This window comes from Bradyrhizobium sp. CCH5-F6 (assembly GCF_001556045.1).
Taxonomy (GTDB): Bacteria; Pseudomonadota; Alphaproteobacteria; order Rhizobiales; family Xanthobacteraceae; genus Bradyrhizobium.
On record NZ_LSIC01000160.1, the window covers coordinates 1 to 25,515 of the forward strand.

Below are 25,515 nucleotides of genomic sequence, written 5' to 3' on the forward strand. Positions count from 1 at the left end.
GCGCGGTCTGTTGCGGCGGCGTCGCCGGGGCGGGCGGGGCCTGCGCGATCGCGCTGCCTGAAGCGGCGATCAGGAGGCCGGCGAGGATGATGCTCGATGTGGTGCGCATGGAAGGCAAACGCACATCTCGCGCGCCGCGTTCCCTGCCCTCATGATCACGATTTGCGGTAGCGGATCAGCGAGAAGTGGCCCATCGGCGGCATGGGGCGGCGCTCGGCGAGCGTGATGCCGCCGTGCCTGGCGGCCCAGCCCTCGAGGCGGGCCCACGGGAATTCCGGGCGCCAGCCGAGGCGGCGTGCGACGGGCGCGAAGGCGAGCTCGAACAACCTTCGCGGTCCGCTCTCCGCGCCGATGTGGTTGACCAGGATCAGCTCGCCGCCGGGCCTCAGCACGCGCACGAACTCGTCGAGCGTGCCCTCGGGATCGGGCACGGCGGTGATGACGTATTGCGCGACCACCGCGTCGAAGAACTGGTCCGGAAAGGCGAGGTTCTTGGCGTCCATCACCGAGAGCACCTCGACGTTGGACAGCCGCATCGCGCGTACGCGCGCCTGCGCCTTGCGCAGCATCGGCTCGGAAATATCGACGCCGCAGATCTTCGTGGTGCGCGCGTAATCGGAGAGCGAGAGCCCCGTCCCGACGCCGACGTCGAGGATGCGGCCGCCGATGCGGTCGGCCTCCGCGATGGTCGACTGCCGGCCGGCGTCGAACACCTTGCCGAACACGAGATCATAGACCGGCGCCCAGCGGCCATAGGCCTTCTCGACCCCGGCCCGCGAGATGTCTGCTGCCATGCCCCCTGCCCTTGCTTCACCTCTCCCCGACGAGGAGAGGTCGGATTGCGCAGCAATCCGGGTGAGGGGCCGCGCGGGGTACGGTGGGACCGGAACCCCTCACCCGGATCGCATCTAGCGATGCGATCCGACCTCTCCCTCCGGGAGAGGTGAACCCAGCCCGACCAGCTGCGCAGAAAATCATTGTCATCAGCCGCGCACGGCTTCCGCGAGCGGTCGCGAGGTGGCCGCGCCGACTTTCGCCGCGGCGCTCTGGATGAAGCCGCCGCCGAGCACGCGGGCCTGGCCGCCGGCTGCGTCGTAGAACACGCAGGCCTGGCCGGGCGAGACGCCTTCCTCGCCGGCGACGAGCTCGACCTCGTAATGGCCGTTGCCGCCGCGCAGCCAAGCCGGCTGGGGGCTGCGGGTCGAGCGCACGCGCACGAACATTTCGAGGCCGGCGCCGATGGCGCGGTCGATGTCGCCGTCGCCGATCCAGTTGACGTCGCGCAAGCCGATGCGGTGCATCTTCAAGGCATCGCGCGGGCCGACGACGACGCGGCGGTGCGCCGCATCGAGCCGCACCACGAACAGCGGCGAGCCGGAGGCGATGCCGAGGCCCCGGCGCTGGCCGACGGTGAAATTGGCGATGCCGTTGTGCCGGCCGAGCACGCGTCCGTCGAGATCCACGATGTCGCCGGGGTCCATCGCGTTCGGGCGCAGGCGGGTGATGATGTCGGTGTAGCGGCCGGTCGGCACGAAGCAGATGTCCTGGCTATCGTGCTTGTCGGCGACCGCGAGCCCGAAGCGCCGCGCGAGCTCGCGGGTCTGCGGCTTGGTCATGTCGCCGAGCGGGAAGCGCAGGAAGTCGAGCTGCTCGCGCGTGGTCGCGAACAGGAAATAGCTCTGGTCGCGGTCGGCATCGGCCGCGCAGACCAGCGCGCGCGAGCCGTCGTCCAGGCGGCGCGAGGCGACGTAATGGCCGGTGGCGAGCGCCTGCGCGCCGAGCTCGCGCGCGGTCTTCAGGAGGTCGCGGAACTTGACGCTGCGGTTGCACTCGATGCAGGGCACCGGCGTCTCGCCCAGCGCATAGGAATCGGCGAAATTGTCGATGACGGACTCGCGAAAGCGGTCCTCGTAGTCGAGCACGTAATGGGGAATGCCGAGCTTGGCGGCCACGTCGCGGGCGTCGTGGATGTCCTGGCCGGCGCAGCAGGCGCCCTTGCGGTGGGTCGCCGCGCCATGGTCATAGAGCTGCAGCGTGATCCCGACGACGTCGTAGCCCTCCGCCTTCAGCAGCGCAGCCGTCGTCGAGGAATCGACGCCGCCCGACATGGCGACGACGACCCTGGTGTCCTCGGGACGGCCTTCGAGATCCAGACTGTTGAGCATGGGCCTTAAAGCGTTGTGACGGCGGCGAGCGCGATCCGCGATTGCTGTGCTTTCTCGCGGGACACCGGCATCCCCGGAACCCTGGTTCCCCGGGGGCACGACTGCCCAAGTCGAAAGCGGCTGAGTGACGTCTTTAATATAGGCGGCATTCCCGTGAAGCAATCACGCGGGCAGCCAGCTTAGGGCAATTCTTGCCGGGGCGGCAGAAATGGCGGGGCCGCGGCACGCTGCCCGGCAGCCGCCTCAATTCAACAAGACACTGATTTTATTGTATTAATTAGCAGATAGCGGTGCTGGCCCGCTCCTTGCTACCCCTTCTCCGAAGTTGCTTCCAAGGGGTTGCCTGTGGTCGGTCGTACGTCAGATGTCGTGGCAAGCGTGCAAGTTGCGAGCGCACAGCAAAAGCCTGCGCGGTCGCAAGTGCCGAAAGACGCGCCTGCGGACGACTCCTTCGGCTCGCTGGTCGACAGCAACACCCAGGCGATCAGCAACAATGCGCAGGCGCAGGACGCAGCGCCGCGCCGGAGCGATTCCACGTCGTCCTCCACGGCGTCCGACCGCCGGCCGCGCGAAAGCTCTTCCGCGGACCAGCCTTCGCAGAGCAGGGCGAGCGACGACACCGACACGTCCGCGCCGGCGAACAACGACAAGAGCGACGCGACAGGCGATCCGGCCAAGGACGCCGGCAAGGTCAAGGACAAGTCCGAAACGTCGGACGCCAAATCGGCGGACAAATCCGACGAGACCAAGGGCGACGATGCCGACGGGACCGACACCCCCACCGCCGCGGTCGATGCGGCTGATCCGAATGCGGCTGCGAACCAGGCCAGCGATGCCGCCGCCTCTCCTCTGACGATCGCCGCGGCAGGTCTTGCCGCCAGTGCCTCCACTGCGGCGCAGATCGCCGGCAATCAGTCCGATACCGCCGGCGACAAGAGCGCCAAGGCCGCAGGCGCCGAGATCGACGCCGACACGACGACGATGCTCGGCGAGACCGCGACCGGCACGCCGGAGGAGATCTCGACCGATACGAAAGCCAATGGCGGGCTGATCGCCGCCGCCAGTCAGGGCACGCCGAAGACCTCGTTCAAGGACGCCGTCGCGGCGCAGGCCCAGACCGATGTCTCCAATATCGGCCAGGATACCGGCAAGGCGAATACCGCCGCGACGCAAGCTCCGGGCGCAGCGACCCTCAACGCCGCCACCCATGCCCAGGCCGACAAGCCGCAGGCAGATGGCGGCGCGGCCGATGCGAAGGCGGCCGGCATCGAGCGCGTTGCCGATGCAGCGTCCGGAGCGCCGGCCACGCACGCTCATGCCGGGCCGCAAGCGACCGTCGCCCCGCTCGACGCCAGCGCGCAGGCCGCCTCCGCCGTGCAGGCGCCACTGACCAACACGACCTCGGCCGCCACCGCATCGACCGCGACTCTCACCGCGACCGCGGCAACCAGCGCGGCCATCCCGATCAACGGCGTGCCGATCGAGATCGCGGCCGCCATTCGCGCCGGCAAGAGCCGGTTCGACATCAGCCTCGATCCGGCCGAGCTCGGCAAGATCGACGTCCGCATCAATATCGACCGCAACGGCCAGGTCACCTCGCATCTCACGGTGGAGAAGCCGGAGACGCTGTCGATGCTGAAGCAGGACGCGCCGCAATTGCAGCGCGCGCTGGACGACGCCGGCTTCAAGACCGGCAGCAACGGGCTGTCCTTCAGCCTGCGCGACCAGAACTCGTCGAACCAGAACTCCGGCCAGAACAACGACAATGGCGGCAATGCCCGCCGGCTGATCGTCAGCGAGGAAGAGAGCGTTCCCGCCGCGCCCGTCGGACGCGGCTACGGCCGCATGCTCGGATCGAGCAGCGGCGTCGATATCAGAGTGTAGGAGTATTCGATATGGCCACCACGAATGCCGCCACCGCCCCTTCCGTCGTCTCCGGCACGACCGACATCCCGAAATCCTCCTCGTCGAACTCCATGAGCTCGACCACGGGGTCGACACTCGCCGGCAACTTCCAGACCTTCCTGACGCTGCTGACGACGCAGCTCCAGAACCAGAACCCGCTGGATCCGCTCGACACCAACCAGTTCACCCAGCAGCTGGTGCAGTTCGCCGGCGTCGAGCAGCAGCTCAAGACCAACGATTCGCTGGCCCAGCTCGTCGCCCTCCAGCAGACCACGCAGGCGACCCAGGCGCTCGGCTTCGTCGGCAAGACCGCCCTGGTCGACGGCTCCACCGCGACCATGACGAACTCGGTAGCAACCTGGCATCTCAACGTGCCGACCGATTCGACCGTCGACATCACCGTCGCCAATTCCACCGGCCAGACCGTGTTCACCGGCAAATATTCCTCCGCCGCCGGCACCGACATCCCCTTCACCTGGAACGGCATGGGCAATGACGGCACGCAGTGGCCCGACGGCAAGTACACGATCTCGGCCACGGGCAAGGACGTGGCGAACAACAATGTCGGCATCGCCGCGCAGGTGCAGGGTTTGGTGTCGTCGGTGGACCTGACCCAGTCGCCGCCGCTGCTCACCATCGACGGCGCCAGCTACACCCTGAGCCAGGTCAAGAGCATCATCGCGACGAGCGCCTATTGAGGCGGAGCACCTCTCCCCTGCGGTGAGAGCTGGAGCAGAGTTTCCCGGGCCCGCGTCGAGCCCGCGAATGTCGTTCGGCGTTAGTAAAGTATTTACCTTCTGCCCGCCTGGCCCGCCGGAAATGCGTCTCCCGCCGGCCGGGACGGCCGCGTTCCCACAAGTTTCAACGAGAATTGTATTGAACCCTTAGGCTTAGCGGATTTTTAAGCCGCCGGGCGTAGGGTTACGGCGTGAGTTCAGTGGTTGAGAGTTTGTGAGTACGCCATGACAGAACCCCATCGCCCGAGGGTAAAATACGTCATCGGGCCGGACGGCAGTCCGCTGACGATCGCGGATCTGCCTGCACCCGGCACCAAACGCTGGGTCATCCGCCGCAAGGCTGAAGTCGTCGCCGCTGTCCGTGGTGGACTTCTCTCCCTTGAGGAGGCCTGCAGCCGTTATACCCTGACGGTCGACGAATTCCTCTCCTGGCAGTTTTCCATCGACCAGCACGGTCTGGCGGGTCTTCGCACCACCCGCATCCAGCAATATCGCCAGTAGGCGATCCGGAAATCTGCGGCTTTTGACGAAAATCGGCCTCGCATTGCGAGGCCGATCTTTTTCATGATGCAGTTTTGTCCGACCTCTTAACCTTCGTTAACCATATCGAAACCATCCCCTAGGCAATAATTGCCCAGTCGGCCTTTCCAGTGAAAGCGGCCGAATCTGTGGGGCGGTTGCTTGCAAGGGCTTGCGGACTTTCTGAAGAGTATCGGCGCCGCCCGGTTCGGGGCGATGATCGCGGTCACCGCCGCGCTCATCGGCTTCTTCGCGTTCGTCATCATGCGCGTCACCACGCCGCAGATGACGACGCTGTTCACGGACCTCAGCGTCGAGGATTCCTCGAGCATCATCAAGGACCTGGAACGCCAGGGCATCCAGTTCGAGATCCGCAATGAGGGCTCCATCATCATGGTGCCCAAGGACAAGGTCACGCGGCTGCGGATGAAGCTCGCCGAGGGCGGTCTGCCCAAGGGCGGCGGCGTCGGCTACGAGGTGTTCGACAAGTCGGACGCGCTCGGCACCACCTCCTTCGTCCAGAACATCAATCACCTGCGCGCGCTCGAAGGCGAGCTCGCCCGCACCATCCGCGCCATCGACCGCATCCAGGCCGCCCGCGTCCATTTGGTGCTGCCCGAACGCCCCCTGTTCGCGCGCGAGGCGCCGGAGCCGTCGGCATCGATCGTGGTCCGCGTCCGCGGCTCGCTGGAGGCCCAGCAGATCCGCGCCATCCGCCATCTCGTCGCCTCCGCCGTCAACGGGCTGAAGCCGCAGCGGGTCTCGATCGTCGACGAGGCCGGCCAGCTGCTCGCCGACGGCGCTGCGAGCGATCCGGAGCAGGCCGTCGGCGACGAGCGCCGCATCGCCTTCGAGAAGCGCATGCGCAAGCAGGTCGAGGACATCGTGTCCTCCGTGGTCGGCTCGGGCCGCGCCCGCGTGCAGCTCTCCGCCGATTTCGACTTCAACAAGATCACCCAGACCTCGGACAAGTTCGATCCCGAAGGCCGCGTGCTGCGCTCGAGCCAGACCCGCGAAGAGCAGAGCATGACCGCCGACAACAACGGCCAGGTCACCGTCAACAACGAGCTGCCCGGCAACCAGCAGAACAACGCCGCCGCCGCCAAGGACCAGAGCAAGAAGACCGAAGAGACCAACAATTACGAGATCTCCCGCACCACCAAGACCGAGGTGACCGAAGCCGGCCGGGTCAACCGCATCTCGGTCGCGGTGCTGGTCGACGGCATCTACAGCAAGAACGAGAAGGGCGAGCTGGCCTACCAGGATCGCACCAAGGAGCAACTCGATCGCATCGCCGCGCTGGTGCGCTCGGCGATCGGCTTCGACCAGAAGCGCGGCGACCAGGTCGAGGTCGTCAACCTCCGCTTTGCCGACGCGCCGTCCACCGCGCCGATCGGCGAGCCCGGCGGCTTCCTCGGCATGCTCCAGTTCACCAAGGACGACGTCATGTACTTCGTCGAGCTCGGCGTGATGATGCTGCTCGGCCTGGTCGTGCTGTTCCTGGTGATCCGCCCGCTGGTCAAGCGCATCCTCGCCTCCGACGAGGTCGCCGCCGCCATCTCCGGCGTCCTTTCCGGCCCGGCCGCCTCCGACGAGGCGGCACCGGCCAGCGGCCAGCCGCTGCTGCCGAGCGGCGCCGCCAGCGCGATCGACGTCGCCACCGTGCAGGGCCAGGTCCACGCTCAGTCCGTTCATCGCGTCGGCGAGCTCGCCGAGCGCAACCCCAACGAAACAGTCGCGATCATCCGCCAGTGGCTGACCGAGCCTGCGAAGTAACGAGCAACTCCGCCAAGTGAATCAAGAAGTGATCTGAAATGGCCGCCTCCATCCAAAACGCCAATTCCAACGACATCACCAGCGTGATCTCGACGCTCGGCCAGCGCGCCGGCAGCCGTGCGGGGAGGTCTGAAGCGCTGGCCGGGCCCAAGCGCGCTGCGATTCTGATGCTGGCGCTGGGCGAGCAGTATGGCGGCAAGATTTGGAGCCTGCTCGACGACGACGAGGTGCGCCAGCTTTCGCTGGAGATGTCGACGCTCGGCACCGTCGAGGTCGACACCGTCGAGGACATGCTGCTCGAATTCGTCTCGCGCATGTCGGCTTCGGGTGCGCTGATGGGCAATTTCGACGCCACCGAGCGGCTGCTCCAGCAATACCTGCCGCCGGAGCGCGTTAACGGCATCATGGACGAGATCCGCGGGCCCGCCGGGCGCAACATGTGGGAGAAGCTTTCCAACGTGCAGGAAGAGGTCCTCGCCAACTATCTCAAGAACGAGTACCCGCAGACCATCGCGGTGGTGCTGTCCAAGCTGAAGTCGGAGCACGCCGCCCGTGTGCTCGGCATCCTGCCCGAGGAGCTCGCGCTCGACGTCGTCAACCGCATGCTGAAGATGGAAGCGGTGCAGAAGGAGGTGATCGAGAGCGTGGAGAAGACGCTGCGCACCGAATTCATGTCCAATCTGTCGCAGACCCGCCGCCGCGACGCCCACGAGGTGATGGCGGAGATCTTCAACAATTTCGACCGCCAGACCGAAACCCGCTTCATCACCTCTCTGGAAGAGGACAACCGTGAATCGGCCGAGCGCATCAAGGCGCTGATGTTCACCTTCGACGATCTCGTGAAGCTCGATTCCGGTTCCGCCCAGACCCTGATGCGCAACGTCGACAAGGACAAGCTCGGCGTCGCCCTCAAGAGCGCCAACGAGGACGTCCGCAACTTCTTCTTCGGCAACATGTCCTCGCGCGCGGCCAAGATGCTCCAGGACGACATGGCGGCGATGGGCCCGGTGCGTCTGCGCGACGTCGACGAGGCCCAGGCGCTGCTGGTCAACCTCGCCAAGGACCTCGCCGCCAAGGGCGAGATCATGCTGACTAAGAACCGCGCCGACGACGAGCTGGTGTACTGATGGCCGCTCCGGCGAAATTCCTGTTCGATACCGACTTCGCGGCGCCCGAAAGGACGACGCGCGAGAAGGCCGCGACCGCCGCCGAGATCGCCCAGAAGGTCGCGGAAGCCGAGGCGCGCGCCTACCAGGACGGCTTTGCCGCCGGCCAGCGCGAAGCCAAGGCCGAGAGCGACCGCCGCGTCGCGCTCGCCATGGAAGAGATCAACATCGCCATTCGGGGGGTCGCCTCCGGCATCGGCAACATCGAGACCAGGATGGAGACAGAGGCCGTCGAGGTCGCGGTCGCGGTCGCGCGCAAGCTGTGCGCCGATCTGGTCGCCGCCGAGCCGCTCGGCGAGGTCGTCGCGCTGGTCAAGGACTGCTTCTCGCATCTGGTCGCAACGCCGCATCTCGTCGTGCGCATCAACGACGCGCTCTACGACGCCGCGCGCGAGAAGATCGAGCGACTCGCCAAGCAGAGCGGCTTCGAGGGGCGTCTGGTGATCCTGGCCGAGCCGGACATCGCCACCGGCGACTGCCGGATCGAATGGGCCGACGGCGGCGTCGTGCTGGAGCGCGGCGCCATCATGGCCAAGATCGACGAAATGGTCGGACGCTATATCGCGTCCCGCAAGGGGAGCTAAGCCATGAGCGACACCGACGGACAGGTCCCGCTGCCCGATCTCAATGGCCCGATGCCACCAACCGGCACCGACGTCGGCTACAACGAGGACGAATATGCGGCGCGTGCCGCAGCCGACCTCGAAGCGGTGTTCGACGTGCCCGTGCAGGTCTCGGCCGTGCTCGGCCGCTCCAAGATGGACGTCGGCGAACTGCTGAAGCTCGGGCCAGGCACCGTGCTCGAGCTCGACCGGCGCGTCGGCGAAGCCATCGACATCTACGTCAACAACAAGCTGGTCGCCCGCGGGGAGGTCGTCCTGGTCGAGGACAAGCTCGGCGTGACCATGACGGAAATCATCAAGGCCGAACGCGGCTAGCGCAAGACACAAGGACATGACGCGCGGCAGCGCGAACAGACGGACAGGAGACTGACATGCGGCTTCTCATCGTTGGCACATTGAAGGGCCAGCTCACCACCGCCACCAAGATCGCCATGGAGAACGGCGCCACCGTGACCCATGCCGAGGATCACGAGCAGGCGATGCGCGTGCTGCGCGGCGGCAAGGGCGCCGACCTCCTGCTGGTCGACGTCGCCCTCGACATCCGCGACCTCGTGCTGCGGCTCGAGGCCGAGCACATCCACGCCCCGATCGTCGCCTGCGGCATCACCAACGACGCCCGCGCCGCGGTCGCCGCGATCCACGCCGGCGCCAAGGAATACATCCCGCTGCCGCCGGATCCGGAGCTGATCGCCGCGGTGCTCGCCGCGGTCGCCAACGATTCCCGCGAGTTGGTCTATCGCGACGAGGCGATGGCGAAGGTGATCAAGCTCGCCCAGCAGATCGCAGGCTCGGACGCATCGGTGATGATCACCGGGGAATCCGGGACGGGCAAGGAAGTGCTGGCCCGCTACGTCCATGCCCGCTCGGCGCGCGCCAAGCGTCCCTTCATCTCCATCAACTGCGCCGCGATCCCCGAGCACCTCCTGGAATCCGAGCTGTTCGGCCACGAGAAGGGCGCCTTCACCGGCGCAATCGCCCGCCGCATCGGCAAGTTCGAGGAAGCGACCGGCGGCACGCTGCTGCTGGACGAAATCTCGGAAATGGACGTCCGCCTGCAATCGAAGCTGCTGCGCGCCATCCAGGAGCGCGTGATCGATCGCGTCGGCGGCACCAAGCCCGTGCCGGTGGACATCCGCATCATCGCGACGTCGAACCGCAACCTGGCGGAGGCGGTGCGCGAGGGCACGTTCCGCGAGGATCTGCTGTTCCGCCTCAACGTCGTGAACCTGAAGATCCCGCCGCTGCGCGAGCGCCCCGCCGACATCCTGGAGCTCGCCCAGCACTTCGTGAAGAAGTATGCGGAGGCCAACGGCGTGCCGCTGCGCCCGATCTCGGCGGAAGCGCGCCGCGTGCTCTCCAGCAACCGCTGGCAGGGCAACGTTCGCGAGCTCGAAAACACCATGCACCGCGCGGTGCTGATGGCGCAGGGCGACGAGATCGGAGCCGATGCGATCATCACGCCGGACGGCGACCGCCTCGACCTCGCCAGGACGCCGCCGGCCGTGGCGCATGCCACGATGGCCGCCGAGCAGGTGACGCGGGCGCTCGTGGGGCGCACCGTCGCCGACGTCGAACGCGACCTGATCCTGGAGACGTTGAAACACTGCCTCGGCAACCGGACCCATGCCGCCAACATCCTGGGCATCTCGATCCGCACGTTGCGCAACAAGCTCAACGAATATGCCGACGGCGGCATCCCGATCCCGCCCGCGGGAGCGCCGGGTGAGTATCCGCGGATGCCGATGATGGGGGCGTAAAGCGGCGCCCACGCTGGTTGAGACAACGAATGCCCGGGCCGGTCCCGGGCATTTTTGTTTGAATGCAGGCTGCCAACCTCGTCATTGCGAGCGAAGCGAAGCAATCCAGAGTCTTTCCGCGGAGGCAGTCTGGATTGCTTCGTCGCAAGGGCTCCTCGCAATGACGGGGCTGAGAGCGCTGCCCGCATAACGGGACCGCGCTACGCGACTAGGCCATCTTCTGGCCAGGCCCTATAACCCGCCTGAAAGACCACGCGAGGGACCACATGTCTGAAGCTCAAATCACGGACTGGCTGGCGTCGCAGCGGCAGGCGATGATCGACCTGCTCCGCGACGTCGTGAACATCGATTCCGGATCCTACGACAAGGAGGGCGTCGACGCGGTGGGCGCGCGGTTCGAGCGGCATTTTGCCGAGCATGGCATTCCGTTCCGGCGGGAGGCCAACGCCACCTTCGGCGATGCGATTCATGCCGAAGTGGCAAAGCCCGGCAGCAACGAGACGCCGGTGCTGTTGATGGGGCATCGCGACACCGTGTTCGGCAAGGGAGAGGCCGGGCGGCGTCCGTTCACGATCAGAGATGGCCGCGCCTATGGACCCGGCGTCGCCGACATGAAGTCCGGCCTCGTCATGAACGTGTTCGTCGCAACCGCCTTCCACAAGTTCGGCGGCTCGCCGCATCCGATCAAGGTGCTGATCACCTCGGACGAGGAGATCGGGTCGCCCTCCTCGCGCCCGGTGATCGAACGGGAGGGACGCGCCGCGCGCGCGGTGTTCAACTCCGAGCCCGGCCGCCCCACCGGCAACGTCGTGACGGGGCGCAAGGGCGGCATCTTCATGCACATGGCCATCACCGGCAAGGCTGCGCATTCCGGCGCCAATTTCGCCGCGGGCATCAGCGCGATCGGCGAGCTTGCGCAGAAGATCATTCACATCCATGCGCTGACGGACCTCGACAAGGGCATCACGCTGAATGTCGGCCTCGTCTCGGGCGGGCAGTCCGTCAACACCACGGCGCCCTACGCGGAAGGCCAGATCGACCTGCGCTATGTCGATCCCGCCGACCGCGCCAGGATCATGGCCGCTATCGAGAAGATCGTCGCGACACCTTACGTGCCGGGCACGAGCGCGACGCTGACGATCAAGGGCGAGTTCGTGCCGGTGGTTCAGAGCGAGGCTTCGAAGGCGCTGTTCGAGAATTATCAGGCCGCAGCAAGACAGGTCGGCCTCACCACGCTCCAGGGCGAGTTCTCGGGCGGCTGCGCCGATTCAGGCTTCACCGCCGCGGTGGGCACGCCGACGATCTGCGGCCTCGGCCCGGTCGGCGGGCTTGCGCACACGCCGGAGGAATATCTCGAGCTCGACAGCATCGTGCCGCGCGCGCAGGCGCTGGCATTGGCGATTTTGCGGGGGTGAATGCAGCTGCCGTAGGCTAGGCAAAGCGACTTGTCCGCCGTAGCTCGCAGAGCGAAGGCGGAAGCGTGCCCACCACTTCCGTCACGTGCGGGAAAGATGGTGGGCACAGCGCAAGGGCGACTTTGCCCACCCTACGAGACCGACCAAGTTCTACGAATAACTCGGCGCGTCCGGCTTGCGGAAGATGTGGATGGGGTCGCCCGGCATGATCGGGGAGCCCGAGAACATCGCGTAGGCGTAGAGCGCGAGATAGGCGATCGCAAGCGCGCCGACGGCGTAGAAGGCCCAGGTCGCAACGCGTTTCATCGATCCGCTCCATTGCCGTCCCGCATGGGGGTTCAGACGCTTCTAGAGCGATGACGGGGAAAACGCCAGCCGTCCTCGCCGCCAAGCGCGGCGATCAAATGCCGCGCCGGGCTCGCGCGGGAAGGCTGACGTCTGCGAGCCTGGCCGCGTCTTCGTCCTGATCGACCGCCACGTACTGGCCGTGCCAATAGGCAAGGGCCGCGGTACGGGCCGAGCTGCTGATGTTCCTGACCCGCCCGATGACGATGGCGTGCGAGTGCCGTTCGAAGACCTCCTCGACCTCGCAATCGAAGGCCGAGAGCGCGCCGACCAGGAGCGGAACGCCCGAGACCGCCGTCACCCAATGGCTGCCTGCAAAGCGATCGGCGCCCTTCAGCCCGCCCTTGCCGGAAAAGCGCTCGGCAACATCGAGCTGGTCGGCATTGAGGATGTTCACGCCGAAAGCGCCGTGGCGGCGGATCAGCGGAAATGACGAGGCATCGCGGTTGATGCTCACCAGCAGCGTGGGCGGCTCGACCGACAGCGAGGTGACCGAGGTCACCGTCATGCCGCTGATGTCCTTGCCCCGCCCGGCGGTGATGACGCTGACGCCGCCGGTGAGATGACGCATGGCGCCGCGGAAATCGGCGGGCGAGATGACAGTTTCAGTCATGAGATCGCGAGGCACTACATTCATGGCATGGTCCCCGACGCGGGGTCCTCCAATATCTAGGTACGATCTTCCGCCGACAAAAGGTTGCTCAAAATTGAGCCTTCGAGGCTTGCCAATTCGGCAGAGCCGCGTTCCCGGGGCCGGGTGGCGTTAACCGTGACGTCATGGGCGATCCGGCCCTCGTCGATCACCAGCACCCGGTCCGCCAGTGCAACGGCCTCGGCGACGTCGTGGGTGACGAGGATCGCAGTAAAGCCCTGGTCGCGCCAGACGCGCTCCAGCAACCGCTGCATCGAGATCCGGGTCAGCGCATCCAGCGCGCCGAGCGGCTCGTCGAAGGCGAGAACGCGCGGACGGGAGACCAGCGCACGGGCGAGCGCGACGCGCTGCTTCTGTCCGCCCGACAGCACCGAGGGCCACTGGTCGCGCTTGTCGGTGAGCCCGACCTCGGTCAGCGCCTGTTCGGCGCGGGCATGCGCATCGTTCGACGCACGCTCGCGGCCGAGGCCGACCTCGACGTTGGAAAGCACCCGCGCCCAGGGCAGCAGCCGCGGCTCCTGGAACATCACGCGGATGTCTTCGGGCTGGATGTCCTGGCCGAAGCCGATGGTGCCGGCATCGATCTTTTCCAGGCCGGCGATGAGGCGGAGCAGCGTGCTCTTGCCGCAACCGCTCTTGCCGACGATGGCGACGAACTGGCCGGCCGGGATGTGCAGATCGATGCCGCGCAGCACCTCGTTGGCGCCGAAGGATTTGCGCAAGCCGCGGATGCTGAGCGGCAGGCCGGCCGTCTGCGGCGCCCGCTGCTCACGCACCACACGGGCGTGGGGCGCGAAACTGGCGCGGCTGGCGAGCTCGGTCTCGGGAAGGGAGGTACGAAGCGCTGTCTGCATGTGATTCCCAGTATTTCTGCTCAACGTTTCTGGAAGGCGGGGTGCCAGGAGAGCGTCAGGCGCTCCAGCACGCGGGAGGCGCTGTCGGCGAGCTTGCCGAGCAGGGCGTAGATCAGGATCGAGAGCACGACGACGTCGATCAGCATGAACTCGCGCGCCTGCATGGCCATGTAGCCTAGCCCTGAGGACGCGGCGATGGTCTCGGCGACGATCAAGGTCAGCCACATGATTCCGAGCGCGAAGCGGATGCCGACGAAGATCGAGGGCAGCGCGCCCGGGAAGATCACGCGGCGGAACAATTCGCCGTCGGTCATGCCGTAGATGCGGCCCATCTCGATCAGCTGCGGATCGACGGTACGGATGCCGTGCAGCGTGTTGAGGTAGATCGGGAAGAACACGCCGAGCGCCACCAGGAACAGCTTTGCGCTCTCGTCGATGCCGAACCAAAGGATGACCAGCGGGATCAGCGCCAGATGCGGCACGTTGCGCACCATCTGGAGCGTCGTATCCGTCAGTCTCGCCGAGAGCTGCGACAGGCCGTTGGCGAGGCCGAACGCGAAGCCAATGCCGCCGCCGATCAGAAAGCCGATCGAGGCGCGCCAGAACGAGACCCAGATGTTGCGGACGAGCTCGCCGGAGAGCAGCAGCTTCCAGCCTGCGAGCACGACGTCGCTCGGCGCCGGCAGCACGCGCGTCGGCACGAAGCCGGTGGCACAGGCGACCTGCCAGATCGCGATGATGGCGAGCGGCACGATCCACTGAACGAAGCCGTCGAGGCGCGGCAGGCGGAAGCTGCGCGGAGGCGAAACGCTGTCGATCAGGCTCATGACTGGGACACCCGATGCTGCGGACGGAGATCGCTGCCGACCGTCTCGCCGAACGGACCGCCGTTGAAGTGGAGCTTCGTCACGTTGCCCGGCTGCTCCAGCGAGAGCAGCGGGAACACCAGCTCGGCGAAGCGATAGGCTTCCTCCAGATGCGGATAGCCCGACATGATGAAGGTATCGATGCCGAGATCCTGATACTCCTTGATGCGGGCCGCGACGGTCTGGGCGTCGCCGACCAGCGCGGTGCCGGCGCCGCCGCGCACGAGGCCGACGCCGGCCCACAGGTTCGGCGCGATCTCGAGCTTGTCGCGTTTGCCGCCATGGAGTTGCGCCATGCGCTGCTGGCCGACGGAGTCCATGCGGGCGAAGTTCTTCTGCGCCAGCGCGATGGTCTCGTCGCTGACATGCTTGATCAGCTCGTTGGCCGCGCGCCAGGCCGCTTCGTTGGTCTCGCGGACGATGACGTGAAGACGGATGCCGAAAGAGAGCTTTCGACCGCGCGCGCTGGCGACCTCCCTCACCTTCGCGATCTTCTCGGCAACCAGCGCCGGCGGCTCGCCCCAGGTGAGATATTTGTCGACGGTATCGACCGCGACGTCGATGCCCGCATCGGAGGAGCCGCCGAAATAGAGCGGCGGCCTCGGCGACTGCACGGGCGGAAACAGCAGCTTGCCGCCCTCGACATGGATGTGCTTGCCTTCGACATTGACGGTCTTGCCGGCGAGCAGGTCGCTGTAGACACCCAGGAACTCGCGGGTGACCTCGTAGCGCTCGTCGTGGCCGAGGAAGACGCCGTCGCCCTTGTTCTCGACGGGATCGCCGCCAGTGACGACGTTGACGAGCAGCCGGCCGTTCGAGATGCGATCGAGCGTCGCCGTCATGCGCGCCGCGACGCTCGGCGATTGCAGGCCGGGACGGACCGCCACGAGATAGCGCAGCCGCTCGGTGAAGGGCGCAACTGAGGACGCGACGATCCAGGAATCCTCGCAAGATCGTCCGGTCGGGATCAACACGCCGTAATAGCCGAGCTGGTCGGCGGCCTGCGCGATCTGGCGCAGATAGTTGAAGTCGACCTCGCGGCCGCCGATCCCCGTGCCGAGATAACGGCCGTCGCCGTGCGTCGGCAGGAACCAGAGGATGTTGCTTTTGGACTGGCTCATGGATGGCCTCCTAACCGTAGGTCGTTCCGACCGCGGCGGCGACGATGCCGATCGACATCACGATCGCGGAGATCAGGCGTTGGACGACACGTTTCATGTTCGAACTCTTGTTGATGGGAAGACTGGTCGGCACGATCATGCTGCCGGGTTGCGCCAGACGATGTCGCGGATCACGATCGACTTCGGGATCAGGCCGAGCCTGTGGAAGCGATCGGCGACGCCCTGCTGGGTCGCGACGATGTCGTCGGTGACGGGGCCGACCACGAAGTTCGCGCGGTTGGCGGCGATGGTCTGGATCTCCAGCGGGACGCCGGTGACCGCGGCGAGCGATCTGGCGACCTCGTCGCGGTGCTGCTCGGCCCATTTGCCAACCGTGGTCGTCACATCGACGATCTGTTGCAGGACCGCCCCGTGATTCCTGGCGAACTCACGGTTCGCGATATAGAAGGAGTTGGTCTTGGTGACCTCGCGCGCATTGATCAGGATGCGGCCGTTCTGCCGGGTCTCGCCGATCGCGAAATACGGATCCCAGATCGCCCAGGCCTCGATGCTGCCATTGGCGAAGGCAGGCCCGGCATCCGGCGGGGTCAGGTAGACCGGGGTGATGTCGGCATAGGCGAGGCCGGCCTTCTCCAGCGTCTGCACCACGATGTTGTGCGCGCTGGAGCCCTTGGTGAAGCCGATGCGCTTGCCTTTCAGCTCGGCGATGGTGCGGATCGGCGAATCCTTCGGCACAAGGATGCCCTGGCCGTTGGTGATGGGTTGGCCGGCGGCATAGACGATCGCGCCGTAATCGACGCTGCCGACGTTCATCGCCTCCATCATCGGAGGCCCCGAGGAGAACTCGATCCATTTCACCTCGATGCCTTGTGGCGCGAAATGTTTTTCCAAGGCGGCCTGCTGGCGCGCGATGACCAGTACGCCGTTCTTCTGGTAGCCGATACGAATTTCCTTCACCGCGCCTTGCGCGTTCACCCGAGAAGCAAACGCTGTGACGGCCGCGGTTCCAGCGGAAAGTTTCAGAAAGTCTCGACGCCGCATTCCACACTCCCGGCCGGATGCGGCCGTCATTCATTCGTGTTGCTCGAATGATGGTGCGGCCGATCGGAGGTGTCGAGACGTGCGGAAAAATAGCGATGCGCGCACTGCGCGCGAGGCGCGGCGCATGATTAATCTTTCAATCCGCGGAGCGAATGCAGAGCGAATTTTTCCGCACGCGAATGTGAGAAACGCGACGCACGGCGCCCGGCACCATCAAAAATGCGAAAACAACCCCATGCACAGTAGCCAAGGTCTTGTTTTCGAAATCAATTTCGTATTTAGCGAACCTGGCTTGATCCGTCGGGCAACACAGTGGCAGAATGTCATCGTGCGGCAGGAGGGGTAGGCAGGCCCTCGCCAGCTAGTGGTGCCACCTCACTGGCAGATTGAGCAGCCCGCGGAACGCCCAGCCGCCGATCCGCACCTCCTCGTCGTCGGCCAATTCGAGCCGTTTGGCGCGGGCGAACACGGTCGGCAGCGCGACGTCGGCGATCATGGCGCGGGAGGCGAAGGCGCCGGCGCAGAAATGCGGGCCGGCGCCGAAAGCGACGCTCTTGGACGTGTCGCGGCGAACGTCGAACTCATCGGCGCGCTCGAAATGCTTCTCGTCGCGGTTGGCGGAGCCGAACATCAGGAACACGCGTTCGTCGGTTTCGAACGAGACGTCGCGGATGCTCCAGGGTTTTGCGATCCGCCGCGGCGACATGCCGATCGGCGAGATCCAGCGGGCATATTCCTCGAAGGCCTGGAGCCAGGACACATCGCCCTTGTGCACGAGGTCGAGCTGGTCAGGATGGGCGAGCAGCGCCCATACCGTGCCGGCGATCGCCTTGCGCGGCTCGTTCTGGCCGCCCGAGATCGCGAGCTTGACGTTGGCGCGCACGCTCTCCATCGGCATGCCAGAGGCGAGGAGCACGCCGAGAATGCTCTGGTCGGGATGCTTGCGCATCACCGGCAGCATGTCGTCGATCGCGGCATCGATGCCCGACGTCGCGGCGTGGCAGCGTGCCTCGACCTCGGGATCGCCGGCATAGTTGGCGATGCCCTCGATCATGCCTTGCGACCACGCGTCCATGTCCTCGAAGCCGATATTGGTGAGGCCGGTGATCGACTTCAGGCATTCGCCGGAAAAGGGCAGCGCGAAGTCGCGCATGAAGTCGATCCGCCCCGGTTCGATTGCGTCGATGATGCGGTCGGCATGGGCCTGGAACAGCGCAGTCCAGTGCGCCTTCACCGTCTTCGGCGAGACCGTCGGAAACATCGCGCGCCGCTCGGCCTGGTGCGCCTCGCCGTCCTTGCGCATCATGTTGTGGCCCATCAGCCGGTTCATCAGGCCGGCGGGCTGGTGCGAGGAGAAAACGTCGATCTGCTTCTCGGAGATCGAGATGTCGTCGCGGCTCGTCAGCAGTGTCGAGCCGAGCTGCGGCACGAAGGCGATCGGCGCCTCTCGGCGCATCTTCGCAAGCATCGGATAGGGATCGGCCCAGAAGGCCGCCGGGTCGATGTCGATGCGCGGCGCGGTGCTCAAGCGGGCCTTCTCCGGATTTCGCTTCCTCTCGGAGAGACTAGCGAAATCCGGTGGCGGCGTCTGTCCCTAGAGATAGGGACGGACGGCGCGGGTGCCGGCCACACCGGGTAGCGGACCTTCCGGGCAAGGGCCGACCTATCAGGTCGTAGCGGTCAAACAGGATGCCGGACGGCTCTGCGTTGATCCGGCCTGGCACCGGGCTTCAGGCTCAAATCGTCCAGTGCGGTCCCCGGGCAGAGCACGGGGGTAAGCACCCCCGTCTCGCAAACGTCAGTCGGATCAAAAGCGATAGTTGATGCCGCCCTTGGCCGTATGAAGCTGCACTTCCGTATCGGAGAAGGACGCTCCGGGGAATGAGAGCGTGGTGTTCGACTTTCCGAGATCGATGTAGATGTACTCGGCCTTGAACGTCCAGCGCGGGTCAAAAGCCCATTCAAAGCCACCACCCACGGAGTAACCCACCTGAAAGTCCGACGATGACGAGCTTCGGGTCAGGGCCGGGAAGAAGCCGTTGAAATTGGCGATGTTGTCGGTCGCGAGGTTGGAGGTGAAGATGCTGTTCTTGACGTGCCCCCAGGCGAAGCCGCCGGTGCCGTAGATCAGCAGGTTGTTGGCAGCAAAACCGAGGCGTCCGCGGACCGTGCCGAAGACGTCGATTTCCTGCTTGAGGTTGAACACGCCGGTGAACGCGCCGTTATCGCCGCCGATCGTTCCGGTGACGCTGAAGGGGCGGCTTGCCGTTTCCCGAATGGCTGCGCCGCTGACATCCGCTTCCAGACCGTACACGAAGGTGCCGGACTGCCAGTTGTAACCGAACTGGCCGCCGCCGAATCCGCCCTTTGGACTCACGTCCAGCGAGAAAGGCCCGGTGCCACCCGTGACGACATAGCCGGGGATCGTACCGGTTGCGAGGGCGCCCGGATCGAAGGTCGCGGTCGGATCGGTCCAGCCATAGCCACCATGCACGCCGGCATAAAAACCGGTCCAGCTGAATACGACCGGCGCGGGCGGCGCCTTGGTGTAGGGCCTGCCGAGATCGGCCGCCGAGGCTCCCTGGGACAGGCAGACAGCCGAGAGCAGGACAGCACCAGAGACGACGGACTTCATGACTTTCCCTCTTCCGTTGCGCTCGTGACGAAGCGGCACCTGGCCGCGTGAGCACTCGTTGAACCGCCGATGACCGCGGTCCGCCAAGGCCCATTTGTAGAGGTGATTTCGCTGTTTTGCTGTAATCCCGGAGACACACCCTGGGGCTGTCAAACTGGTTTTTTGCGCACAAAGCATGTATGGCGCGTCGCGGCCAAGACTATCGCGACGAAGGCAGCTCCGGGGTGTGCTCAACACGCAGTGGGGCGCTCTGAGGTGATCGCCGAAGCGAACAGAACGATGTTCATCGCGACCGAGACTCTACGCGCCAGTTCAGGTTGTGTGTCGGCAGGCGCAACACGATCGAGGACGATCGTTTCCGCGAGGAGATGCCGAGCCGCTCACAGACGCTTGCGGCAGGTTGCCTCGGAGCTCAGGCCGGCGAGAGTACGGACCTCCTGCTCGCGCGGGATGAGAGCGGGACGACTTGAATTGCCTCCCTGTCCGCAGTTGCACACCGAAGACGATACCCAGCAAGATCTAAGACTTCGAAGCGATGTCGTTCAGACTGGAACCGTCAGCGATAGCTAACGCCGAACTCCCGTTCGGCAACACAACAATTGGGATTACCGCTTGATATTCAGGTACCGACGTGAACGCCGTGCTTCTCATGTCGTAGCGAGTCGAGATCTGAGACGCCCGGCGGAGCGGACACGCTGCGCTCTTCATTGACCGCGGCTTCGGGTCACAACGGGAATTGCCCGGCACGGGTTGGTACTTCGCTTTGGATCGAGCGCGACCTTGTCCATCGACATGGGCTGCGTTGCAGCTAACGGGCAAGCGCATCTTTGTAGATAACCCCATCTTTCATGATGATCTTGAGATTTTTCGCGGGGTCGGCAAGAAGGCCGATATCGTCCAAGGGATTTCCGTCGACGAGCAGCAAATCCGCGAGTGCGCCCTGTTCCACGACGCCGAGTTTGCCGGGATAAGGATTCCGCTTGCCCGATAGCGCCAGCAGTTCGGCGTTTGTCGATGTCGCCATGGTCAGCGCTTCGGCGGGAGTGTACCAGCGAGCGAGTGAGGCCAGGATGGCCCCCTGTTGGCGCGCGAGCGCTGCAGAGAACAGGACGTCGGTACCCCACGCCGTCTTGATCTTGTACTTCCTCGCCAGCTCGTAGGATCTGGCTATGCCGGGCCAGACCTCATCCGCCTTGGCTCGCTGGATGGAGCCTACAGGAAAGCCCAGCCTCAAGTCCTCGGGGAGAGGCTGCATACTCAGCCAAACGCCCTTCTCCGCCATCAGTTTCGCTGTTGCGTCGTCCATCAGGAAGCCGTGTTCGATACACTTCACCCCAGCCGCAATGGCTCCCCGAATCGCATCAGCCGTAAAGGCATGCGCAGCGACGTACGTGCCCCAGTTCTGAGCCGCTTCAACGGCGGCGCGTATTTCGGGTTCGGTGAACGTGGTCACGTCGATCGGACTGAAGGGCGACGACACACCGCCGCCAGCCGTCAACTTGATTTGGGAAGCGCCTTGCATGAGCTGTTCCCGGACACGGACGCGGACCTCGTCGGGGCTGTCCGCAATCATTGCCCCACCGGTCTGTTCCATGCGGGTGAGCATGCCCCCGATCGTCCGCGGCAGGTCGGCAAGCTGGCGGAAGTCCCCATGCCCACTCGTGACAGTAATGATTGCGCCGGATGGATAAATGCGCGGCCCCTTGATGATACCTTCGTCGATGGCGCTCTTGAGCCCAAACACCGGCCCGCCCACATCTCGAACGGTAGTAAAGCCGCGCATGAGCGTGTGCGTGGCCTCGTCGCCAGCGACAAGATTGAGATAGCCGATGTCGCCGAACGACTGTGCCGGAGTGACCCGGATCAACATCGCATGCCAATGGTTGTCGATGAGGCCGGGCATCAGTGTGCGCCCGCCGCCTTCGATGATGCGAATGTCCGCCGGGCCATTCACCGCTATCGGCTGTAGCGAGATTGATTCTATCTTGTTGCCGCGCACCAAAACGTTGGAGGAGGCAGACAGCGTGGCGCTCTTGCCATCGAAGATGCGGACGTTCTGAAAGAGCGTGGCCCCGCCACCTGCCTGGAGCGCCTGCTGCGCCAGGCTCGCTCCTCCGAGCCAGGTCGAGAGCACCACCGCGAATGACAGCGAACGACATGTTACGCTCACCGACGGTCGGATCCGGCGCGCGCTGTACGACGTACCCAAGAGAGTTCCTGACATCACCGCGCACGGCCCCTCTCGTTGTGTATCAGCTGCGTTCGATTGAAGCGGCCAGACCTTCGCGATTGCGATGCTGTGCATGGCTCTCGCAGCGCCAGATCAATCTTGCGACCTCGGTCAAAGCTGATTGCCCTGGTTCCGCCTAATGATCTTGAGAGCCAGGAAAATCGCGCCAGCAACAAGGAAGGCGATACCGATCGCGGTGAAGCCGTTGGACTCGTTACTCAAGCCGAGCGCCGTCAATAGCAAACCGAAAAGCAAGAGAAGGATACCCGCGAGCTTCTTGATCAGGAGGATTGGTCTTTCAACTGCGATCGCCATCAGCGCACTCCCCTTATCGCCTCATTTCCGCTATGCCGCTCCCGCCGCCCGCCGCCATGCATAGGTCAGCCGGGCTATGCTTGAGAGATCAGGTCGGCGCCAAGCACAAATCCGAGCACCCAAAGCCCGTCATCGGGACTCCACTGAGGATGAGGAGGCCACCAGAATTCCGCATGCGCCGGATCCCGGATAACAGCATGACCCAGCCCGCATCCCTCCATCTGAAGCCCAGAAAGAGTCGGTAGCTGCGAAGTCGCGCAGCCCTTTGGATCAATCCAACGCGCGAACAAAAGGCGAGGCCATCGCTTCCAGTTCGCGAGGAGCTACTGTAGCGTGCAAACATTCATAATGAAACGACAGGTGATCTGACACAACGGAGCGGTCGAAAGGCGCATAGCCAAGCTTTGCGGCAGGAGCAGCCAGGTGATTTCAGTCCGTAAATTCGTATTCATGTTGGTGAGGTGGCCGAGAAAGCTGATTGGCTTTCTCATTCGGCTCATACTCGTCACATGGGCCGTACTGGCCATCTATTACTCGAACTTGCCTTGGGGCGGGCTGCGTACGATTTCGGCCGCAGCGTTTGCGGGCTTTGCAATTTGGGCGCTCTGGCGTTCCCGCCAACGGCGCATGTCCGTTCTCTTCCTCGTCATGTTCTTCGGTGTCGTCGCATGGTGGATCTCAATCCCTCCATCACACAATCGCCATTGGCGACCGGAAGTCGCCGTGATGCCGAGGGCGGCTATCGACGGCGACCGCGTGCGCCTGACCGGTGTCCGTAACTTCGACTACCGAAGTCGAAGCGACTTCACGGTGCGCTACGAGGAGCGCGAGGTGTTGTTGTCGCACTTGATAGCTCTCGATTTCTACGTTTCCTATTTCACCGAGGGGCCAGTCGGACACACGTTTGTGAGTTTTGTCTTCGACAATGCGCCCCCACTGGCCATCTCCATCGAGACGCGTCCCGAGGTTGACGAAGGCTTTGCGCCCGTCGCCTCTTTGTTCAAGCAATTCGAACTCATCTACGTGGTAGGTGAAGAGCGTGACGTTGTAGGCGTACGCACCAACCATCGCCACGAGCCGGTGTACTTGTATCGCCTGAATACATCGGCTGACGACGCGCGTCGGCTGCTGATGATCTATTTGACGCGTATCAACGAACTCGCCGATCATCCGGAGTTCTACCATCTGTTGACCAATAGCTGCACGATCAACATCGTGCGCTATGCAAATGCGGCGGGCCGGCGGGGGCGCTTCGACATTCGACATCTGTTCAACGGTTTGATCGATAGCTACCTCTATCACTCGGGCCGGATAGAGGCGACGCTGCCGTTTGATGAACTGAGGCGGGGATCCCTGATCAACGAAGCTGCACAAGCGGCCGATGGCGCGGACGATTTCTCACAGCGGATTCGCTTATCCTTGCCGACAATGATGCGCCCCTAACCGCAAAGCTGCCTCTGCCCGGTTTGAACGGAATTGTGGTCTGCGCGACGGTCTTGGATGGCGAACAGTGTCCGCTTTACTCTCGGAAACAGAGATCGCGGACCCAGTGTCCCCTCAGTTCAGTCCGTGAGGCGCCGAGAGCTGCCGCAGCACGACCGCGAACAGCTCGCTCCGCGAGCAGATGCCGAGCCGCTCACAGACGCTTGCCGCAGGTTGCCTCGGAGCTCAGGCCGGCGAGGATGCGGACCTCCTGCTCGCGCGAGCGGCGAGGACTTGAATTGCCTCCCTGTCCTCAGTTGCACACCGAAGGCGAAGGACTGGCTTACCGGGCCTCGGCGATCTTCGGTCCTGATGACGGCATCTGTGCGTTGGCCGCCAAGGGCCGCTTCGACGGCGATGCCGGGTCCGGCAACCGGAAGGCGGCGTCGGGCGCCTGGGCCGGACGACGGGCAGCGGTTGCCGGAAGCACGATCACCTTCGCTCCGATCTTCACCCGCTCATAGAGGTCCGCGACGTCCTCATTGGTCAGCCGGATACAGCCGGACGAAACCCGCTTGCCGATCGTATCGGGGTTGTTGGTGCCGTGAATTCGATATTCGGTCTCGCCCAGATACATCGCCCGGGCGCCGAGCGGATTGCCGGGACCACCGGCCATGAAGCGCGGCAGATAAGGCTGGCGCCCGATCATCTCGGTCGGCGGATGCCAGTCCGGCCATTCGGCCTTGCGCGCCACCTTCTGCTCACCGGACCAGGTGAAACCTTCGCGGCCGACACCGATGCCGTAGCGCATGGCCTGCGCGTCGTTCAAGACGAAGTAGAGGAAGGTGTTTTGGGTATCGATGATCACGGTGCCCGGCGGCTGGCGGCTGGCGTAGTCGACCACCTGCCGAACGAATGCTCCGGGACCTTCAGCGGCTTTTGGCGGCTCGACCAGAGGCGCCGGGGCCGGAATCGGAGCCGGAGCCGGAGCCGGAGCCGGCGCTGATGCATGAGCCGGGGTTGCCACGTAAACCGGCGTTGACGAGGCCTGGGCTTGCGGTGCGGACGGCTTCTTTGCCGGTTGCACGCTCGCCGGAGGGAACAGCAAACCGTACCCCAATGCGGCGACGGCCACCGCGCCAATGGCAACTCTCGCGGCCATGGGCAGTGCGAGCGTCTCTGCCTTTCCACGCTTCGCCCGCTTCTTCATGTCTTCTCCCAGGTCATCATGCCCAAGAGAGGTATCCAGCAACATTTAAGAAACTTCGAAGCGATTGCCTCAGAACTGGAACCGTGCCGTTTGGTTAACGATGAACTCTTCCTCGGCAATGTTGGGAATACCGCTCATATTGAGCTGGCGACCCGAACGATACCTCCGATCGCGGAACGAATAGACGTCTGAATTGCCCCGTGGGTCGGACACGTTCAGCTCTTTCGTTGACGGCGACCTCGGCTCAAGGTTGATCCTGTCAGCTCCCGGACCGAGTCGGTTCAACACTGCAGAGCGGAGATAGAGGCACCGCTCGCAAACAGATGCTTACGACCCCTTCGGGCTCTTATCCATCGCGTGAATGGCCACTGTGTCATTACCTTCGTGCTACTTGGAGCCTTCAGCCGCAGAGACTTTGAGATGGCCCGCCGAGTCAGCATCCCAATGGGCTACCGGGCCTGATATCTGGCGCTCTGAAGCAGTTTCCGCTTCCGAGGTATGAGCGTCGGACAGATAAAGGTTGGTCTTCGGCAGCAGAAGGATAATTCCAAGAGCGATGAGCTTTAGTCCCAGTCGCATGATCGCCTCCTCTCCCTTTTGACCGATATCAGGAGATGAAGCGTCACAAAATTCGGGTCGGCACCCTAAGGGAATCTACGCAGGAGCCAGCATTGTGTCCCGCGCCCACATCGCCGAGGTCGCCTATGGGTCGATTCTGTTGAAAAAGGCCGCAGTTGCGACTCAGAGACAGCAGTGATTCA

Annotated in this window: 26 protein-coding genes; 11 read left to right on the forward strand and 15 right to left on the reverse strand. The window is 64.6% G+C overall.

What is annotated here, in order from left to right; genetic code table 11:
* Positions 1 to 155: 155 nt before the first annotated feature.
* Both AX729_RS28055 and mnmA read right to left on the reverse strand, forming a co-directional pair.
* Positions 156 to 794: a class I SAM-dependent methyltransferase gene (locus AX729_RS28055; protein WP_061027438.1), complete on the reverse strand. Its 639-nt coding sequence runs from the start codon at positions 792 to 794 to the stop codon at positions 156 to 158.
* 189 nt (positions 795 to 983) lie between these two features.
* Entirely contained in the window at positions 984 to 2,165 is a 1,182-nt protein-coding gene (gene mnmA, locus AX729_RS28060; RefSeq protein WP_061027439.1) for a tRNA 2-thiouridine(34) synthase MnmA, read from the reverse strand.
* Positions 2,166 to 2,510: 345 nt separating this feature from the next.
* On the opposite strand from mnmA, the gene AX729_RS28065 reads away from it, so the two are divergent.
* The 9 genes from AX729_RS28065 (at position 2,511) to AX729_RS28105 (ending at position 12,063) form a co-directional block, all read left to right on the forward strand.
* Positions 2,511 to 4,049, forward strand: coding sequence for a flagellar hook-length control protein FliK (locus AX729_RS28065; protein WP_061027440.1), 1,539 nt, complete (start codon positions 2,511 to 2,513; stop codon positions 4,047 to 4,049).
* Positions 4,050 to 4,060: 11 nt separating this feature from the next.
* The gene (locus AX729_RS28070; protein ID WP_061027441.1) at positions 4,061 to 4,768 is read left to right on the forward strand and encodes a flagellar hook assembly protein FlgD; all 708 of its coding nucleotides are present in this window, start codon (positions 4,061 to 4,063) and stop codon (positions 4,766 to 4,768) included.
* A gap of 264 nt (positions 4,769 to 5,032) precedes the next feature.
* Positions 5,033 to 5,308, forward strand: a complete 276-nt coding sequence (sciP, locus tag AX729_RS28075; RefSeq protein ID WP_002714638.1) for a CtrA inhibitor SciP — start codon at positions 5,033 to 5,035, stop codon at positions 5,306 to 5,308.
* Positions 5,309 to 5,488: 180 nt separating this feature from the next.
* A complete protein-coding gene (fliF, locus tag AX729_RS28080) occupies positions 5,489 to 7,102 on the forward strand; it encodes a flagellar basal-body MS-ring/collar protein FliF (RefSeq protein WP_061027442.1) in 1,614 nt (537 codons plus the stop codon).
* Between the two features lie 38 nt (positions 7,103 to 7,140).
* The gene (gene fliG / locus AX729_RS28085) at positions 7,141 to 8,229 is read left to right on the forward strand and encodes a flagellar motor switch protein FliG (protein WP_061027443.1); all 1,089 of its coding nucleotides are present in this window, start codon (positions 7,141 to 7,143) and stop codon (positions 8,227 to 8,229) included.
* Positions 8,229 to 8,852: a FliH/SctL family protein gene (locus tag AX729_RS28090; protein ID WP_061027444.1), complete on the forward strand. Its 624-nt coding sequence runs from the start codon at positions 8,229 to 8,231 to the stop codon at positions 8,850 to 8,852. Before fliG ends, AX729_RS28090 begins: the two co-directional genes overlap by 1 nt.
* 3 nt (positions 8,853 to 8,855) lie before the next feature.
* Positions 8,856 to 9,206 (forward strand): flagellar motor switch protein FliN, encoded by a 351-nt coding sequence (fliN, locus tag AX729_RS28095; RefSeq protein ID WP_057027996.1) that lies wholly within the window; start codon positions 8,856 to 8,858, stop codon positions 9,204 to 9,206.
* Positions 9,207 to 9,262: 56 nt separating this feature from the next.
* Positions 9,263 to 10,648, forward strand: coding sequence for a sigma-54-dependent transcriptional regulator FlbD (gene flbD, locus AX729_RS28100; protein ID WP_061027445.1), 1,386 nt, complete (start codon positions 9,263 to 9,265; stop codon positions 10,646 to 10,648).
* 266 nt (positions 10,649 to 10,914) lie between these two features.
* On the forward strand, positions 10,915 to 12,063 hold the full coding sequence (locus AX729_RS28105) for a M20 family metallopeptidase (RefSeq protein ID WP_061027446.1): 1,149 nt from the start codon (positions 10,915 to 10,917) through the stop codon (positions 12,061 to 12,063).
* A gap of 150 nt (positions 12,064 to 12,213) precedes the next feature.
* On the opposite strand, the gene AX729_RS40715 is transcribed toward AX729_RS28105, so the two are convergent.
* The 7 genes from AX729_RS40715 to AX729_RS28130 form a co-directional block, all read right to left on the reverse strand.
* Positions 12,214 to 12,369, reverse strand: coding sequence for a hypothetical protein (locus tag AX729_RS40715; protein ID WP_197433690.1), 156 nt, complete (start codon positions 12,367 to 12,369; stop codon positions 12,214 to 12,216).
* A 94-nt stretch (positions 12,370 to 12,463) separates the two neighbouring features.
* On the reverse strand, positions 12,464 to 13,045 hold the full coding sequence (locus tag AX729_RS28110) for a flavin reductase family protein (RefSeq protein ID WP_061027447.1): 582 nt from the start codon (positions 13,043 to 13,045) through the stop codon (positions 12,464 to 12,466).
* Between the two features lie 32 nt (positions 13,046 to 13,077).
* Positions 13,078 to 13,914: an ATP-binding cassette domain-containing protein gene (locus AX729_RS28115; protein ID WP_061027448.1), complete on the reverse strand. Its 837-nt coding sequence runs from the start codon at positions 13,912 to 13,914 to the stop codon at positions 13,078 to 13,080.
* 20 nt (positions 13,915 to 13,934) lie between these two features.
* Positions 13,935 to 14,741: an aliphatic sulfonate ABC transporter permease SsuC gene (gene ssuC, locus AX729_RS28120; RefSeq protein WP_061027449.1), complete on the reverse strand. Its 807-nt coding sequence runs from the start codon at positions 14,739 to 14,741 to the stop codon at positions 13,935 to 13,937.
* Positions 14,738 to 15,901 (reverse strand): FMNH2-dependent alkanesulfonate monooxygenase, encoded by a 1,164-nt coding sequence (gene ssuD / locus AX729_RS28125; RefSeq protein WP_061027450.1) that lies wholly within the window; start codon positions 15,899 to 15,901, stop codon positions 14,738 to 14,740. Before ssuD ends, ssuC begins: the two co-directional genes overlap by 4 nt.
* Positions 15,902 to 15,911: 10 nt before the next feature.
* Positions 15,912 to 16,034, reverse strand: a complete 123-nt coding sequence (locus tag AX729_RS41570) for a hypothetical protein (RefSeq protein WP_283807822.1) — start codon at positions 16,032 to 16,034, stop codon at positions 15,912 to 15,914.
* A gap of 2 nt (positions 16,035 to 16,036) precedes the next feature.
* Complete coding sequence (locus AX729_RS28130) at positions 16,037 to 16,942, reverse strand: aliphatic sulfonate ABC transporter substrate-binding protein (RefSeq protein WP_061027451.1); 906 nt, start codon at positions 16,940 to 16,942, stop codon at positions 16,037 to 16,039.
* 79 nt (positions 16,943 to 17,021) lie between these two features.
* Between AX729_RS28130 and AX729_RS40060 the strand changes: the two genes are divergently transcribed.
* On the forward strand, positions 17,022 to 17,288 hold the full coding sequence (locus AX729_RS40060; RefSeq protein WP_156457252.1) for a hypothetical protein: 267 nt from the start codon (positions 17,022 to 17,024) through the stop codon (positions 17,286 to 17,288).
* 15 nt (positions 17,289 to 17,303) lie between these two features.
* On the opposite strand, the gene AX729_RS28135 is transcribed toward AX729_RS40060, so the two are convergent.
* The 4 genes from AX729_RS28135 to AX729_RS28150 form a co-directional block, all read right to left on the reverse strand.
* Complete coding sequence (locus tag AX729_RS28135) at positions 17,304 to 18,470, reverse strand: cytochrome P450 (RefSeq protein ID WP_061027452.1); 1,167 nt, start codon at positions 18,468 to 18,470, stop codon at positions 17,304 to 17,306.
* Positions 18,471 to 18,749: 279 nt separating this feature from the next.
* A complete protein-coding gene (locus tag AX729_RS28140; RefSeq protein WP_061027453.1) occupies positions 18,750 to 19,577 on the reverse strand; it encodes an outer membrane protein in 828 nt (275 codons plus the stop codon).
* Between the two features lie 808 nt (positions 19,578 to 20,385).
* Positions 20,386 to 21,882 (reverse strand): metal-dependent hydrolase family protein, encoded by a 1,497-nt coding sequence (locus AX729_RS28145; protein WP_245325426.1) that lies wholly within the window; start codon positions 21,880 to 21,882, stop codon positions 20,386 to 20,388.
* A 36-nt stretch (positions 21,883 to 21,918) separates the two neighbouring features.
* Positions 21,919 to 22,122 (reverse strand): hypothetical protein, encoded by a 204-nt coding sequence (locus AX729_RS28150; protein WP_061027454.1) that lies wholly within the window; start codon positions 22,120 to 22,122, stop codon positions 21,919 to 21,921.
* A gap of 423 nt (positions 22,123 to 22,545) precedes the next feature.
* Here AX729_RS28150 and AX729_RS28155 point away from each other — a divergent pair, with 423 nt between their 5' ends.
* Positions 22,546 to 23,565, forward strand: coding sequence for a lipoprotein N-acyltransferase Lnb domain-containing protein (locus AX729_RS28155; RefSeq protein ID WP_245325428.1), 1,020 nt, complete (start codon positions 22,546 to 22,548; stop codon positions 23,563 to 23,565).
* Between the two features lie 322 nt (positions 23,566 to 23,887).
* On the opposite strand, the gene AX729_RS28160 is transcribed toward AX729_RS28155, so the two are convergent.
* On the reverse strand, positions 23,888 to 24,754 hold the full coding sequence (locus tag AX729_RS28160) for a L,D-transpeptidase (RefSeq protein ID WP_061027456.1): 867 nt from the start codon (positions 24,752 to 24,754) through the stop codon (positions 23,888 to 23,890).
* Between the two features lie 387 nt (positions 24,755 to 25,141).
* A complete protein-coding gene (locus AX729_RS40065; RefSeq protein ID WP_156457255.1) occupies positions 25,142 to 25,333 on the reverse strand; it encodes a hypothetical protein in 192 nt (63 codons plus the stop codon).
* Positions 25,334 to 25,515 lie beyond the last annotated feature (182 nt).

Coding starts and splice junctions, on each gene's coding strand:
- AX729_RS28110 (WP_061027447.1), bottom strand. CDS start 13,045: ATGAATGTAGTGCCTCGCGATCTCATGACTGAAACTGTCATCTCGCCC.
- AX729_RS40065 (WP_156457255.1), bottom strand. CDS start 25,333: ATGCGACTGGGACTAAAGCTCATCGCTCTTGGAATTATCCTTCTGCTG.
- AX729_RS28140 (WP_061027453.1), bottom strand. CDS start 19,577: ATGAAGTCCGTCGTCTCTGGTGCTGTCCTGCTCTCGGCTGTCTGCCTG.
- AX729_RS28115 (WP_061027448.1), bottom strand. CDS start 13,914: ATGCAGACAGCGCTTCGTACCTCCCTTCCCGAGACCGAGCTCGCCAGC.
- AX729_RS28150 (WP_061027454.1), bottom strand. CDS start 22,122: ATGGCGATCGCAGTTGAAAGACCAATCCTCCTGATCAAGAAGCTCGCG.
- AX729_RS28055 (WP_061027438.1), bottom strand. CDS start 794: ATGGCAGCAGACATCTCGCGGGCCGGGGTCGAGAAGGCCTATGGCCGC.
- ssuD (WP_061027450.1), bottom strand. CDS start 15,901: ATGAGCCAGTCCAAAAGCAACATCCTCTGGTTCCTGCCGACGCACGGC.
- AX729_RS40715 (WP_197433690.1), bottom strand. CDS start 12,369: ATGAAACGCGTTGCGACCTGGGCCTTCTACGCCGTCGGCGCGCTTGCG.
- ssuC (WP_061027449.1), bottom strand. CDS start 14,741: ATGAGCCTGATCGACAGCGTTTCGCCTCCGCGCAGCTTCCGCCTGCCG.
- fliN (WP_057027996.1), top strand. CDS start 8,856: ATGAGCGACACCGACGGACAGGTCCCGCTGCCCGATCTCAATGGCCCG.
- AX729_RS28145 (WP_245325426.1), bottom strand. CDS start 21,882: ATGCACAGCATCGCAATCGCGAAGGTCTGGCCGCTTCAATCGAACGCA.
- AX729_RS28105 (WP_061027446.1), top strand. CDS start 10,915: ATGTCTGAAGCTCAAATCACGGACTGGCTGGCGTCGCAGCGGCAGGCG.
- AX729_RS28130 (WP_061027451.1), bottom strand. CDS start 16,942: ATGCGGCGTCGAGACTTTCTGAAACTTTCCGCTGGAACCGCGGCCGTC.
- sciP (WP_002714638.1), top strand. CDS start 5,033: ATGACAGAACCCCATCGCCCGAGGGTAAAATACGTCATCGGGCCGGAC.
- AX729_RS28070 (WP_061027441.1), top strand. CDS start 4,061: ATGGCCACCACGAATGCCGCCACCGCCCCTTCCGTCGTCTCCGGCACG.
- flbD (WP_061027445.1), top strand. CDS start 9,263: ATGCGGCTTCTCATCGTTGGCACATTGAAGGGCCAGCTCACCACCGCC.
- AX729_RS28090 (WP_061027444.1), top strand. CDS start 8,229: ATGGCCGCTCCGGCGAAATTCCTGTTCGATACCGACTTCGCGGCGCCC.
- mnmA (WP_061027439.1), bottom strand. CDS start 2,165: ATGCTCAACAGTCTGGATCTCGAAGGCCGTCCCGAGGACACCAGGGTC.
- fliG (WP_061027443.1), top strand. CDS start 7,141: ATGGCCGCCTCCATCCAAAACGCCAATTCCAACGACATCACCAGCGTG.
- AX729_RS28160 (WP_061027456.1), bottom strand. CDS start 24,754: ATGAAGAAGCGGGCGAAGCGTGGAAAGGCAGAGACGCTCGCACTGCCC.